Raw genomic sequence first — 14,636 nt, forward strand, 5'->3', positions numbered from 1 at the left:
TGGATTCATCCTTTCATGCTGGAATTACGGCTCTTTATAACACGTGGCGGTCTGTTTAAGGTCCTGTTCCTATACCAGCGATCTGCCATAATGGCGGCGAGTGTGGCGATAATCGTTGCCATCAACGTGGTGCCTACAATCTCTGTTGCATTGGCTGAATGATAGTTCAAACGAATGGCGATAAGAGTGGTCGGGATAATGGTTATACTTGCCGTATTTAGTGCGAGCAATGTACACATTGCAGGGGAAGCCGTTTGTTTATCGGGATTCAGCTCCTGCAGCTGCTGCATGGCCTTGATTCCCATTGGCGTTGCCGCATTGCCGAGACCAAGCAGATTAGCGCTCATGTTGGACAAAATATAACCCATAGCCGGATGATTCCGGGGCACATCAGGAAACAAAAAGGCAACAACCGGACCCAGCAGTTTGGCTATTTTGCCAAGCAATCCTGCATCTTCTGCCATTTTCATCATCCCCATCCAGAAGACAAGCACACTAATTAATCCAAAACATACGGTTACACCCGTTGCCGCCCCATCAAAAGCAGCCTGGGTAACAACTTCAATATTTCCTTTCGCGGCTGCAAAGCCAAACCCGACAACAATCATCATAAGCCAGATTACGTTAATCAAGACGTTAAAACCTCCTCTGGAAGCACAGTACATCGTGTTGTACCACATGAATGACATACTCATGCTTCCTGATGATTATGGAGATAACAAGTGACCTAGCACCGCCCGCCATGCCGTTGCCCATGTTGAAACTTCACCAATCTCGCCAAGTGCTGCTTCTTCTGACTTCGGCTCAGGTGGGATATAGCTGCCTTTGCGATACACCGGGATTGAACCAATGAACTCCCCTTTGAGCTCCAGATCAATGCGCCCAGCGAGGCCGAAGGACGGATCCAGCTGCTCCTCATTCTTTTCGCTTCTGGTCTCTGATGAATTGGTCGTTAGCACCAGCTTTTTGGTTACGCCCGACTTCTCGCTCTCTGCAAGCGGATAAGTAAATCCACGTCCCGTAATAACATCCGTGTTAGCCACTGGCTGCTCTTTTTGAGCAATCTCCACCAAAGGGAAATTCTCAAATCCAAAATCAAGCATGCGTGCATGATCATTCCAATCATCTCCATCATTTAACGTGACGGCAGCCAGCTGCTGACCATTCCGGGTTGCGGAGCTAACCAGGCACCTAAACGCCTTTTTGGTATATCCGGTTTTCACCCCGTCAGCGCCTTCATACAATCGCAGCATTTTATTTTTGTTGTGCCAAGAGTACTCCCAACTCTCATTCGGATTAGGCGCTGATTTGTCCTCAGTAGCAACGATTCGTTTGAAAACAGGATTGTGCAGTGCATAAGCCGTTAAACGGGCCAAGTCATTGGCTGTGGAATAATGTCCATCTGCATCAAGACCGTGTGGATTCATAAAATGCGAATGCTTAAGTCCAATTTCCTCTGCCTTTTGGTTCATTAACAGGACGAAGCCTTCTTCTGATCCACCAACATGCTCTGCAATAGCAGAAGCGGCATCATTGCCAGACCTCAGCATTAAACCGTATAACATGTTTTCCAGTGTCATTTCTTCTCCCAATTTGAGATAAAGGGATGACCCTTCCTTGGCAAAAGCGGTTGAGGATACTTTTACTTTGTCATCAAGTTTCCCTTGTTCAATGGCAACAATGGCTGTCATGATTTTGGTCAGACTGGCAATACGCAGTTCCTTATCTCCGTCCTTGCTGTACAGGATTCTTCCAGAAGTCACGTCAATAAGCGCTGCACTCTGCGCATGGGTTGATGGGCTAGGGATCGTTCCTTGAGCTCCAGCCACCTGTATGAAAGGCAGCAGCAGCAGCGGTACAAGCAAACCAATCATTACTTTCTTAAACATTCGCATCAATTCATTCCTCCGGGTCACTGGAATCTTGTACTAACTTATGTTCGGACAACCTAAAGTATGTCCCATCTTTCCAAACAGCAAAAATCCCTCTCACAAAGATCTGTGATAAGGGATCCAGATAAAGCGGCTTAGCTGTAAGTGGTATGATCCGGTGTAACGCGTACGCCAGAGTCATCATTTTGAGAGGTATTACGCTGGAACATCCCCTGTAATCTGTCAAGAACATAAGGTGTAGAATCAATGAGTTTCTCAAACAGATGAGTGGAGTTGTCCAGTGGCACGATGTGCACGCCTTGTTTTCCAACAACAAGGAAGGCTATCGGGCGAATGGATACGCCACCACCACTACCTCCACCGAATGGTGAAGCAACGTTGGCTGAATGAGCACTTTCAGTCTTTGCACCAGGGACCGAGCTGCCTTCTTTGCTCTTTCCATCATTCACATGAAAATCGCTGCCTCCAGCGGCGAATCCAAAACCGACTTTACTGATCGGCAGAATAACCGTGCCGTCTGGTGTTTCTACCGCATCGCCAACAATGGTATTAACATCCACCATGGCCTTGATATTCTCCATTGCGGTTTCCATTAAGCCTTGAATTGGATGATCTGACATTTGAATTCCCTCCAGTTTCAATTTGAACTAGGTTTGATCTAACCATATCATCCCCAAACCTGAACAGACTATGTAAGTCTCAGAGCAGAACAAGCAAGGAAACAGCACCCAACATTTATGGAGACACTTTCACGATGTCAGAACCAATTGCAACCAAGATACAGTAACGAGCTGCACGTATCCCAATTAGCCTTGTTGCTCCTTCAATTTCTGCTTGTGTCTGCGTCGTTGTTCCCGTAGTATTTTCAGCCACATCCGCCATCCGCCATCCACTTCTAGTACCCGTGTCATTAGCCTCACTCCAGCGAGCATAACCGCCGTAATACGAATTTTCATTTTGCAGTTCAGTTCTGTTTGAAACTCCATTTCATCTTCCCAAACAGGAACCACTTCAAGCATGGGCGGACGTTTAAATTGCATCTGATACGATAAAAAACCGATGATAATCGACTTGATGCTCCATACCCAGCCCGTAAGAATAGCGGTGTGTGCTGCATCTCCGATACCTATTCGGGTCGACCAGGACAGCTGAGTTATATGTAGACGGTTCAGCGTCTGTCTTGCCCAGATTTTGAGTGCATCCGTAGCCCTCATCATGATCTTTACGTCTTTTGCCCACTTTTTGACTTTGCGTTTGTTAACACGCTCGTTCCCCTCTGCTTTTCCATGCGTATGATTCACATTCTGTTCGGTTTTCACCAGGAAACCTTCTTTCATGTTACGAAAGACGATACTTGGTATTTCATAGTTAATTCGTACAATTCCGTAGAAGAGGCGGACGTTGATCCGCGCGAAATCATCGCTTTTATGTTTACGGAACGTAAAATGCACATGAACATTCGAGATGAGAACAGCGGCAAGCAGCAGTGCGGCGAACAAGCCGATTCCTCCAAGCCAAATCCACACAGGCCTTACCTCCAAGCCCTCAATTCTTTACACGTCTAGTATGACACTCTATATAGGAAATAATTCACGGCTGACCTGAAAATTCCATTCAGGAGTTGAAATTCCCGCGTTTGCTAAGGATTCATGGCATGCAAAAAACCGGTACCTTATCAGGCACCGGTTTATTACTGTTTATTACTGTTTCCTATGAACCATTCGATCTTACGAATCCAGATCCTCGTCATGTACCTCATCATGGTTATCCATATTTTCGTGGTCAAACTCATTGAGATCATTGAGATTCGTGCTTCCCGAGTCCACCTGTTGTCCATCCAGCTTGTTAAACAGCAGCTGTGTCTCTTCTTCCAGATTCTCAGAGTCTTCAAACAAACCTGGCTCCGGAAGATCTTTAAGTGAAGCAAGTCCAAAATAGTCGAGGAACGATTTGGTTGTTCCATACAATATAGGTCGTCCAATCGCCTCGGCTCGTCCTACTTCTTCAATCAAATCCTTATTGACCAGTGTATGGATGGCCCGTTCGGATTTCACACCGCGAATCTCTTCGATCTCAATCCGTGTAATCGGCTGACGATACGCCACAATGGCAAGTGTTTCAAGTGCAGCCTGAGATAACGAAGTCCGCGCAGGAGAGTAAGCCAGCTTTTCAAAATACGCAGCATGCTCCGGCAGTGTTCCCAACTGGACCACTCCCGCAATTTTGAGAATTTGAACGCCTCGCCCCTGGTTCATGAAGTCGGCGATCATTTCCTCTACGGCATCTGATACCAGCTCCACCCGCTGATCCACGATCTCGGCAATTTGTTTGATGCTTAGACCTTCCTCTCCGGACAAAAAGAGCAGCCCCTCAATAATCGACTTCAATTTCGGAAAATCCATGATTCCTTGCTTCCCCTCTCCACTCCATAACGATATCCTCAAACATCCGCTCCTGATAACAGACAATCTGTTTCATCTTCATCAGTTCCAGTACAGCCAAAAATGTGACTACAATTTCATGCCGGTAAATCTGATCATCCAGCAGTTTGGAAAATAACAGCCTTCCTCCCGGTCCCATACTCTCCAGAGCTCCAACGACATCACGTATACGATCCTTCACCGAGATCTCATCACGCTGAATTCGTGTAACCGTTGTACGCTTCTCTGCCTTACGCAGTGCCTTCTGAAAAGCGGCAATCAGATCCGAAGTATGCAAACCCTCTACAGGATTGGATTGGGTCTCCACAGGCATATACGGCCTGAGGTCCTCAGGCTCTTTGGAGAAAATAAGGCTCCGTTCCCATTCCCGCTCATGCAGATGACGGGCTATTCCTTTGTATTTGCGATATTCTATCAGACGTGCAATCAGCTCCGCACGTGGATCATAATCTTCTTCTTCCATATAATCATAATCCTCAAAGTCCTCAATCACCGGTGGTTTGGGCAGTAAAAGTTTGCTCTTGATGGACAGAAGCGTTGCTGCCATTACCAAAAACTCACTCGTAATATCCAGCTCCAATTCCTGCATCGAATGCAGATACGCCATATATTGATCGGTAATATCGCTGATGGGAATATCCTGGATATGAATTTCTGCCTTATCGATCAGATGAAGCAGCAGATCCAAAGGCCCTTCAAAAGTTTCCAGTTTATATGTAACTACCGTCACTAGACGAATCCTCCCGCCAGAAAAATACAAAACCCCGCTAAGCCGCCGAATCCGATCTCCCGAATTCGTCTGCGCAGAGCAGGGCACTACATTAAATAAGCACTATTTTAGCTGTTTCGTCAAGTTCGCCATTTCGATTGCAGCCGTGGCAGCATCCCAACCTTTGTTACCAGCCTTCGTACCAGCACGTTCAATCGCCTGTTCAATATTCTCCGTTGTCACCAGACCAAAGATCGTAGGCACGCCCGTTTTGAGGTTAATGGCTGCCACTCCTTTTGCCATTTCGTTGCACACATAATCATAATGTGTCGTTGAGCCACGAATAACCGTTCCCAGTGTAATGACAGCGTCATATTTGCCGCTCTCCGCCATTTTTTGTGCAATCAGCGGGATTTCGAAAGCTCCTGGAACCCAGGCTACGTCGACTTCACTGTCCTGCACGCCGTGACGTTTGAACGCATCGAGTGCTCCGCTGAGCAATTTGCTTGTGATAAATTCATTAAAACGTCCTACAACCACTCCATATTTTAAACCTTCCGATACCAAATGTCCTTCAAAATAGTTCGGCATTTAAGTCATCTCCTCTAATGTATAATGTAATGTAATTAACCGATTGTGAGCATTTATTTTTCCATAAATTACATGATCAAAAAGATTAGTTTTTCTCTTCGTTCTGTTCGATATCATCGAACTTCAACATATGCCCAAGCTTCGCCTGCTTGGTATGCAGATAAAGCGTATTATCCTCGTTCTCTTCCATCTGGATTGGAACACGCTCCACCACTTCAAGACCATAACCTTCAAGGCCTTTGATTTTGCGGGGATTATTCGTTAACAGACGAATTTGGCGAACGCCGAGATCCTTCAGAATCTGTGCACCAATACCATAATCACGCAGATCAGCGGCAAACCCGAGTTTCAGGTTGGCATCTACGGTGTCCAGCCCTTCCTCCTGCAGCTTGTAGGCTTTGAGCTTGTTAATCAGTCCAATGCCTCTGCCTTCCTGTCTCATATAGAGCAGAACGCCGTTGCCTTCATCATTAATTTGTTTGAGTGCTGCATCGAATTGCGGTCCACAGTCACAGCGATGAGAGTGGAATACGTCGCCTGTAAGACATTCGGAGTGAACACGAACCAATACGGGCTTGGAAGAGTCGATTTCACCTTTTACCAATGCTACATGCTCTTTATTGTCCACTGCATTCGTATAGGCCACTGCTTGAAACTCGCCAAAATCCGTAGGCATGCGGACAGCCACTTCGCGTTGAACCAGCTGTTCCTTCTCATTACGGTAACGAATCATGTCCTGAATACTAATCAGCTTCAGGTCATGCTTGCGGGCAATCTCCTGCAGATCAGGCAGTCTCGCCATTGTGCCATCTTCCTTGATGACCTCACAGATCACACCAGCCGGATAGGAACCGCACATGATCGCCAGATCAACAGCAGCTTCCGTGTGGCCGGCGCGGCGAAGCACGCCTCCGTCTTTGGCAATGAGTGGGAACATATGCCCCGGCTTGCGGAAATCACTGCTTTTGGCTTCCGGATCAATTAGACCTTTCACCGTAATGGATCGTTCATGTGCAGATATGCCTGTTGTTGTATCCTTGTGATCCACGGAAACTGTAAATGCCGTTCCATGGAAGTCCGTATTTTGCTGAACCATCGGCTTCAGGTTGAGCTCATCCGCACGCTGCTGCGTAATGGGAACACAGACCAGGCCTCTGCCCTCGGTAATCATGAAGTTGATTACTTCAGGTGTAGCCTTCTCTGCCAGCGCGATAAAGTCCCCTTCATTCTCCCGATCCTCATCATCCACAACAATGACGGGTTTGCCGCGCATCAAATCGTATATCGCTTCCTCTATGGGATCTAGTATGGATTGATCTGACATAAGTTCCCCTCCAGTCTCTCTTTGTAATGGTTATGTTCCTTATGCAAAGCCATGGTTGGCCAAAAACTCTTCACTGATGCTTTTCGATTTGCCAGCCCCCGTTTCGGGATGCCCTTTGCCGTAATGGAGCAGGTGGTCCACATATTTCCCCAAAATGTCACATTCAATGTTGATGGTATCCCCCGACTTTTTCACCTGAAGCACCGTTTCTCCAATGGTATGAGGAATAATGGATACGGTAAACGAGGCTTCTGTTGTCTTCACCACGGTGAGACTAATGCCATCGAGGGTTACCGAGCCCTTTGGAATCAAATATTTGAACAGTTCGTGGTCGTCAGGTTTGATCTCAAAAACAACCGCATTCTGATCACGTGTGATCCCGCCAATGACCCCCGTACCATCCACGTGTCCTTGTACGATGTGTCCACCAAAACGCCCACCCGACTGCATCGCCCGTTCCAAGTTCACTTTACTGCCTGATTGCAGCTGACTCAGATTAGTATGACGGTAGGTTTCAGGCATTACATCTGCGGTAAATCCTCCGCTTTCCAGCGTCGTTGCCGTAAGACATACTCCGTTTACAGATACACTGTCACCAATCTTCAGATCGTCCATGATGGCGGAAGCTCCGATATTCAGGACCAATGCTTCGCCTTTTCGACCGATACGCCGAATCTGACCGACCTCTTCCACCAAACCGGTAAACATGCTGCCGCCTCCTTATGCTTATATCTTGCCTTGCTTATTCGCTACGTTATTCAGGCCAAACAGGGATTCCACCAATACTGATATTATCTCCAACTTGCTCAATTTCCAGCTGATTCAATTGAATGGCCTGACTCATGCGCTCCACTCCTTCGAATCGGAAGCTTCCTGGTGTGTCGTATCCGCCCACAATCTTTGGAGCGATAAACATCAACAGCCGATCAACCAATTTGGCTTCCAGCATAGCACCATTCAACGTACCTCCGCCTTCAAGCAGGATGGAGCCGATTTCCCGTTCTCCCAGCTTGCTAAGCGCACTCAGCAGATCCACACGTGGCCCGGGACCACAGCGGATAATTTCTACACCGTAGGCTTCCAGACGTTCGGCCGCCTCGGGGCTCGCCTCATCGGTTGTAAGTACCCATGTCGGTGCTAGTCCATCCTTGACCATCTTGGCTCCAACCGGGAGACGCAGCTTCGAATCGACAACAATTCGCACAGGACTGATCCCTTCGACTTGGAGGCGGGTGGTCAGCTCCGGATTGTCTGCAATAACCGTATCCACACCAACCATGATGCCCTGATGACGATGGCGGAGTGCATGTACGATTTCCCGTGCGGGTTCGTTGGAGATCCATTTGCTGTCTCCACTGCGGGTTGCAATTTTACCATCCAGCGTGGATGCCGTTTTTAAGGTGACAAACGGCAAACCGGTGGTAATGTACTTAATGAATTTTTCATTCAGACGTCTTCCGCGCTCACGCAGAATGCCAACTTCAACCTCAATGCCTTGTTGACGCAGCATACTGATTCCTCTGCCGGATACCTGCGGATTTGGATCCTCACAACACACCACGACACGCTTCACTTTCTCGTGAATCAAACGTTCGCTGCATGGCGGCGTCTTGCCATAGTGGCTGCAAGGCTCCAGCGTAACATAGACCGTACTGCCCTCAGCATCGCTGCCAGCCATATTCAATGCGTGTACCTCCGCATGGCCCGTACCCCGCTTGAGATGACTTCCCAGACCTACAACCCGGCCTTCTTTTACAACAACACATCCGACGACAGGGTTAATCCCCGTTTGCCCCTGTGCACGTTCTGCCATATCCAACGCAAGCCCCATATAAAATTCATCATTAATCATTTCCAAGTCCGGTCACCCCACGGTTAGAATCTTAAATTATAGGCCTCCCATCGAGCAGAGAGGCGGTTATACCATATCCAAATAAAAAATCCCCACTCGAACAATCGTTCGGGTAGGGATGATGAGAGACATGTGTCACCAGCAGGATGAAGTTGATACGATTGCCAACAGCACTCCGCCATAATTCCATTTCAGGCAAGTGAAAGCAAACACATACCTAAAGAACACAATTACAGGTAAAGAGCTTCTATGATGTGGCATATGTATGGAAACCGCCGGATAACCGACTTTCCCTGCACAGAAATAAACCTCGTCTGCTGTGCAGCAACGCATCTGCGGAATGCAGTCCAATTAGGGCTGCACCCTCTCCTTCTCCCATCCAGACTATACTGTCGGTTCTGGAATTGCACCAGATCAGCCATCTGCCACAGGCAGACAGGTCACGGACTTTGCAACAGTGCTGGATAGATATCCTCACACAGGTGCATCACCGCCGGTAGGGAATTGCACCCTGCCCTGAAGGATCGCTTTCGTTATTAATTGGATGTTAGCACTTTAACGCCGAAAAATCAATTGTTTTTTGTTCCTTTTTGTCACATACTAACTTTTAATAAGCAAAAGGATATAAAAAAACCGCTTCGTCTTATCAACGAAACGGTCATTATTATCACTAAGGATAACGATTAAACTTCTACAACTTCAACAGTTTCCATTTTGTCGCGACCTTCGAAAGCATCTACGAACTCCATACCTTTGGTTACTTTACCAAATACGGTATGTTGTCCATCCAGATGCGGCTGTGGCTGGTAGCAGATGTAGAACTGGCTTCCACCTGTGTTGCGGCCTGCGTGTGCCATTGCAAGTGTTCCGCGCTCATGTTTGTTAGGATTGATCTCACAGTTGATTGTGTATCCTGGGCCACCTGCACCCGTTCCGTTAGGGCAACCGCCTTGTGCAACGAAGCCTGGAATTACGCGGTGGAACACAAGACCGTTGTAGAAGCCGGAGTTAGCCAGTTTCTCAAAGTTTGCCACTGTGTTTGGAGCTTCTTGATCGAACAGGTCGATTAGAACTTCTCCGCCGTTTGCCATTTTGATTTTCGCTTGTTTCGCCATATGTAAATGACTCCTTTCGTATTGACCATCGTTAGTGGTGCCATTCAGCATGACCCTGGGCCAAGCTCTACAGCACTTTTCTTAGTGTACACCGAAATGAGTCCAACCGCAAAATAAACCTCAATTTTTTCTGCAATGTTGGGCTTAAAGGCAAAAAAAAGACAAAAAGGAATGTTCCTTTTTGTCTTTTTTACTATTTCGTATTCCTCAACATTAACGGGTTACAGGCTGTTTAGCGATACGCTCAGGCACGAGGTCATTCTGAATGATGTCCTGATACGTTTCACGACGTACAACCACATCACCTTGGCCGTCTTTGACAAACACAACTGCCGGACGGCGAATCCGATTATAGTTGCTTGCCATGGAGTAGTTGTACGCACCTGTGCAGGCAACGGCAAGCAGATCACCGCTCTGAACTTTAGGCAGGTCCAGATCCCAGATCAACATGTCGCCGCTCTCGCAGCATTTACCGGCAATCGATACGGTCTCTTGAGCCGACTCATTTGCACGGTTGGCAAGTACAGCTTCATATTTGGATTCATACAGTGCCGGACGCGGGTTGTCCGTCATGCCGCCATCCACTGCGACATATTTGCGTACACCAGGGATGTCTTTGCTCGTACCAACGGTATACAGCGTTGTACCTGCTTCACCAACGATACTGCGGCCTGGTTCAACCCAGATTTCCGGAACGTCATATCCAATTTGGGCAAAGTGATTTTTGACAGCATCTGTGATGGCTTTAACGTATTGTGCAACTTCAAGCGGAGTATCCCCTTCTGTATAGCGGATACCGAATCCACCGCCCAGGTTAACCACTTTGAACGCTACGTTGATACGCTCATATACGCTTGCAGCGAATTCAGCTACACGTTGAATCGCCATTTGGAAGCCTTCCACCTCAAAGATTTGAGAACCGATGTGGGAGTGAACACCCAGCAATACGAGGTTGGACTGTTTGGAAGCCAGCTCAATCGCTTCAAATGCTGTTCCGTTACCGATATCAAATCCGAATTTCGAATCTGTTTGACCAGTGGAGATATATTCATGCGTATGCGCTTCAACACCAGGCGTCACACGAAGCAGGATGTTCACTTGACGATTTTTCTCTGCAGCTACAGCCTGCAGCAAGTGCAATTCGTTGAAGTTATCCACAACGAAGCAGCCGATCTCGGCATCAAGTGCCATTTCAATCTCTTCCAATGTTTTGTTATTGCCGTGGAAATGAATGCGTTCAGCAGGGAATCCTGCTTGCAGTGCTGTAAACAGTTCACCGTCCGAAACCACATCCAGGGAGAGCCCTTCTTCCGCAGCGAGAGCACACATCGCCATAACGCAAAAAGCTTTGCTTGCATATGCCACTTGGAAACCAAGTCCAGAAGCACGGAATGCATCCATGTATTCTCTGCAGCGATCGCGAACCAATTGCTCGTCCACAACATACAGTGGTGTTCCAAATTGTTCTTTCAAGTCCGTTGCATCTACTCCGCCAATTTCCAGATGGCCTTGAGCATTTATTTTACTTGTACCATGTAAATACATAATCAGCATTCCTCACTTTTTTATATACTGGAACAGCTTCTTCTATTCCAATGATTTTACACCAGTATATCAAATTCGTCAGCGAGAAGAATGGATTTTTAGGCAGATCATTTGTGTTTTTTACTTTTTCGCTTTTCACCGTCCGGATCATCGGACATTTTGGTGTTATCTCTTGTTTTGTTAAATGATGGACGTTTCTTACTTTCAAGCAGAGGCATACGGAACAGAAAGTTTCCCAGAGCCTTTGCATTAAACGGTATAAACGGCCATAAGTAAGAGGAATTATAGGACCGATGTATGGTCAGCGCTATAATGAGTAAAGTTGTACCCACGACAAACCCCGGCACCTTGAACATGGCAACAGCAATCAGCAGGACCAGCCTCACCAGCCGATTCGCAAGCCCCAGCTCATAGCTTGGTGTCGCAAACATACCGATGGCAGCAATAGCCATGTACAGAACGACCTCATTGACAAAATATCCTGTTTTTACAGCGATGTCCCCGACCAATATGGCTGCAATCAAGCCCATCGCCGATGCAAGAGGTGTAGGGGTATGAACTGCCGCCATACGCAGCAAGTCGACCCCGAGTTCAATCAGAAGGAACTGCAAAATAATCGGGAGCTTCACATTCTCTTGGGGACCAATAAAATCCAGCCCCATCGGTTTGAGCGCAGGATCAATCACCATCAGCATCCATAGCGGCAGCAAAAACAACGAAATTAATATGCCGGCAAAGCGGACCCAACGCAAGTAAGTCCCCATAAACGCAGTCTGTCTGTTCTCTTCTGCATGCTCACACAGATCGAAGAAGGTTGTAGGCAAAATCATGACACTTGGCGATGTATCAACGAATACGACGACTCTTCCTTCAAGCAGGTGAGATGCTGTCACATCGGGCCTCTCCGAGTAGCGCACCAGAGGGAATGGGTTCCATCCCTTATTGATAATCGCTTCCTCCAGCTGTTTATCTGCTGCCGGTATGCCATCGACATCTACCCGTTTGATTTTTTCGCGGACCGAGTCCACCTGCACTTTATCGACGATATCGTCGATGTACACTACGCAAACATCGGTTTGTGTTCTTCGGCCCACCTGCATGATCTCGAACTTCAATCCAGGGTCGCGAATTCTGCGTCTTACCAATGTCACGTTGGTCAGCAGTGTTTCGGTAAAGCCATCCCTTGACCCACGGACTACGCGTTCGAGAGAAGGTTCTTCGGGTGATCGTACCGGATAACTCCGTGTATCCATCACTAATACGGAGCGGTCCCCTTCAACAAACAAAGCACTCATCCCCGTAAGAACCTTGTTGATGACAGCACTCATTTTATCGACTTTCTCAACCTGGATATGTGGAATGTAACAATCGAAATACGACTTAAGCGCATGGCCTGATATTTGATCAGGGGTAAGATAGGTCAGTCTTTTCAACACTTCCAGCAAAATTTCGTCTTTTGCAAATCCCGTCAGCATCAATAATCCGACATTTTTGCCTCCCAGGACCATCTCTCTCATATTGACATCAAAGGACTCCCCGAGACCCAAAACCTGCTTCAGTGTATACTTGTTCTCACTCATACGAGCGGAGATATCATCCCTGTCCTGCCAGTACTGTACCGATTCTTCAACACTATCGGACATCTCATCCTGCTTCTTTTTTTCGTATGCCCTGCGCTCCTCTTCCTTTTGAATCTCATAAGGACTCTTATGCATCAGCTCTTCGGGTACTCCCTCACCTGAACCCTGTCCAGCATTATCAGATCTCACATCCATTTTCTTTCCTCCTTCGATTCCTTGGCCTAACGCTGGTATACAAAAAAGTCAAATAAGGAACCTGTCATTTTGCCCAAAATCATGGCCAGCAGCAGTCCAAACAAATACGATTTCATACCCAGACGTTTAGCAAGTACTGGCAGCACATTCAATACCTCGGTCAGTGCCGCGGCAAGCAAGCCGATAAACACACCGCAAAAGCACCCAATAATCGGACTCAGGATCAGTATCCCATGTACCTTCCAATGCCAGAAATCCGCGATGGTTCCGACGAGCGACCCTCCGATCAGTGACCCTTCATACCAATGCGTTTTGTCATAAGAACGGGTCAGCTGTGCCAATCTGGGGATCATATCAAGCACGAGAATGAGGGCGATCACACCACTACCTACGGCAACTCCTCCCGCAATTCCAAGTACAATACTGATCGCACCATTAAGAACGCTCATCGGCATTCATCTCCCCGCGTTCCTGCTCATGCATTCGTTCGGTTTCTTCAATGACCACAAACTTGTCTACATTTTGCTGATATAAAAACATTTCCACTTCAAGCGGAGTAGGTTCTTCATTCCACTTTTTCTTGAATAAATGATTAAAGAATACAGCCATACCAAACCCGATTCCGATGGAGTATGCCACCTGAAACAGATAAGGATGCTCGTCCCGGCGACCCGTTATCATTTCCACGATTCGAATTTGAACTTCCTGCATGTTCACATCTGCATGGAAATTCATGATGGTCAGGGCCGATCCAAAGAACAACAGCAGCCAGACCAGGATGAATAGAGATTTGGAAGGTTTGCCCGTTCCCGCAACGACCTCAACCAGCGTATGCCCCGAACCAATAAGTTCGACGGTCACTTCCGGCAGCATGCGCCGTATCTGAGGAATGATCTGCAAAATGTCAATCAGGATCAGATTGCCGTCCTCCGGTCCCGGGCGCAGCAGTTCAAGCTCAAGCAGCCTTTTTTCTCCCTCTTCCGGAGAGGTTAATACATGAGCGATATCACCAAGCTTGACGCCTCTGCCCCTCTGAATGCGGATACGGCTGCGCAGACGAATATAGACCGTTGGAGTGGGTGTCAGAGACATCCGAAACACTCCTTTACTGCGTAATTTAGGTTAGTATTTGAAGAATGTGCAAATTTATTACATTCCGGTTGGAAAAAGGTCGTGGGACAAGCAGATGCTCCGGGATGGATCGGTCACTGGCCGCTGTTCTTCGAATGTTACAGATTAGAACCTACACGCGGGCACTTCGGCGGCAGACCAACCTTCCGATCGCTGTTGACTCCAAATTTCCCTAATTCAATTTTATGTTGTAGAAATTCGGAGTCAAAGGCGAACGCTTCGCTTCTTCAGGTTTATTCTGCCGCCTGCGTTGCTAGTGTA

The 14,636-nt window shown here is 47.4% G+C and carries 15 protein-coding genes and 1 riboswitch; all 15 genes read right to left on the minus strand.

Features of this window, described 5'->3' with window-relative positions; translation table 11 throughout:
- Positions 1-5: 5 nt before the first annotated feature.
- Positions 6-611, minus strand: coding sequence for a nucleoside recognition domain-containing protein (locus GUA98_RS18920; protein WP_397331555.1), 606 nt, complete (start codon positions 609-611; stop codon positions 6-8).
- 96 nt (positions 612-707) lie between these two features.
- Positions 708-1,895, minus strand: coding sequence for a D-alanyl-D-alanine carboxypeptidase family protein (locus GUA98_RS18925; RefSeq protein WP_193724101.1), 1,188 nt, complete (start codon positions 1,893-1,895; stop codon positions 708-710).
- Between the two features lie 131 nt (positions 1,896-2,026).
- Positions 2,027-2,512, minus strand: a complete 486-nt coding sequence (gene ytfJ / locus GUA98_RS18930) for a GerW family sporulation protein (RefSeq protein ID WP_153979214.1) — start codon at positions 2,510-2,512, stop codon at positions 2,027-2,029.
- Positions 2,513-2,698: 186 nt separating this feature from the next.
- Complete coding sequence (locus GUA98_RS30190; RefSeq protein ID WP_193724102.1) at positions 2,699-3,418, minus strand: DUF2953 domain-containing protein; 720 nt, start codon at positions 3,416-3,418, stop codon at positions 2,699-2,701.
- Positions 3,419-3,619: 201 nt separating this feature from the next.
- A complete protein-coding gene (gene scpB / locus GUA98_RS18940) occupies positions 3,620-4,294 on the minus strand; it encodes an SMC-Scp complex subunit ScpB (RefSeq protein WP_193724103.1) in 675 nt (224 codons plus the stop codon).
- Positions 4,263-5,063: a segregation and condensation protein A gene (locus GUA98_RS18945; protein ID WP_095290518.1), complete on the minus strand. Its 801-nt coding sequence runs from the start codon at positions 5,061-5,063 to the stop codon at positions 4,263-4,265. The genes scpB and GUA98_RS18945 overlap by 32 nt, the downstream gene beginning before the upstream one ends.
- A gap of 102 nt (positions 5,064-5,165) precedes the next feature.
- A complete protein-coding gene (gene ribE, locus GUA98_RS18950; protein WP_153979218.1) occupies positions 5,166-5,633 on the minus strand; it encodes a 6,7-dimethyl-8-ribityllumazine synthase in 468 nt (155 codons plus the stop codon).
- 85 nt (positions 5,634-5,718) lie between these two features.
- On the minus strand, positions 5,719-6,957 hold the full coding sequence (locus GUA98_RS18955) for a bifunctional 3,4-dihydroxy-2-butanone-4-phosphate synthase/GTP cyclohydrolase II (protein ID WP_095359245.1): 1,239 nt from the start codon (positions 6,955-6,957) through the stop codon (positions 5,719-5,721).
- A 39-nt stretch (positions 6,958-6,996) separates the two neighbouring features.
- On the minus strand, positions 6,997-7,665 hold the full coding sequence (gene ribE / locus GUA98_RS18960) for a riboflavin synthase (protein ID WP_193724104.1): 669 nt from the start codon (positions 7,663-7,665) through the stop codon (positions 6,997-6,999).
- A gap of 46 nt (positions 7,666-7,711) precedes the next feature.
- Positions 7,712-8,815: a bifunctional diaminohydroxyphosphoribosylaminopyrimidine deaminase/5-amino-6-(5-phosphoribosylamino)uracil reductase RibD gene (ribD, locus tag GUA98_RS18965; RefSeq protein WP_167301702.1), complete on the minus strand. Its 1,104-nt coding sequence runs from the start codon at positions 8,813-8,815 to the stop codon at positions 7,712-7,714.
- Positions 8,816-9,172: 357 nt separating this feature from the next.
- Positions 9,173-9,337, minus strand: a riboswitch (FMN riboswitch).
- A gap of 155 nt (positions 9,338-9,492) precedes the next feature.
- Positions 9,493-9,924, minus strand: coding sequence for a peptidylprolyl isomerase (locus GUA98_RS18970; RefSeq protein ID WP_095290511.1), 432 nt, complete (start codon positions 9,922-9,924; stop codon positions 9,493-9,495).
- Positions 9,925-10,137: 213 nt separating this feature from the next.
- Positions 10,138-11,469 (minus strand): diaminopimelate decarboxylase, encoded by a 1,332-nt coding sequence (gene lysA, locus GUA98_RS18975; protein ID WP_153979219.1) that lies wholly within the window; start codon positions 11,467-11,469, stop codon positions 10,138-10,140.
- Between the two features lie 107 nt (positions 11,470-11,576).
- Positions 11,577-13,184 (minus strand): spore germination protein, encoded by a 1,608-nt coding sequence (locus GUA98_RS18980; RefSeq protein WP_153980770.1) that lies wholly within the window; start codon positions 13,182-13,184, stop codon positions 11,577-11,579.
- Positions 13,185-13,270: 86 nt separating this feature from the next.
- Complete coding sequence (locus tag GUA98_RS18985; RefSeq protein ID WP_193724105.1) at positions 13,271-13,693, minus strand: stage V sporulation protein AB; 423 nt, start codon at positions 13,691-13,693, stop codon at positions 13,271-13,273.
- Entirely contained in the window at positions 13,680-14,336 is a 657-nt protein-coding gene (locus GUA98_RS18990) for a stage V sporulation protein AA (protein ID WP_193724106.1), read from the minus strand. The genes GUA98_RS18985 and GUA98_RS18990 overlap by 14 nt, the downstream gene beginning before the upstream one ends.
- Positions 14,337-14,636 lie beyond the last annotated feature (300 nt).

Origin of the sequence: Paenibacillus sp. P13VS (assembly GCF_015143645.1) — a bacterium.
Classification (GTDB): domain Bacteria; phylum Bacillota; class Bacilli; order Paenibacillales; family Paenibacillaceae; genus Paenibacillus; species Paenibacillus xylanilyticus_A.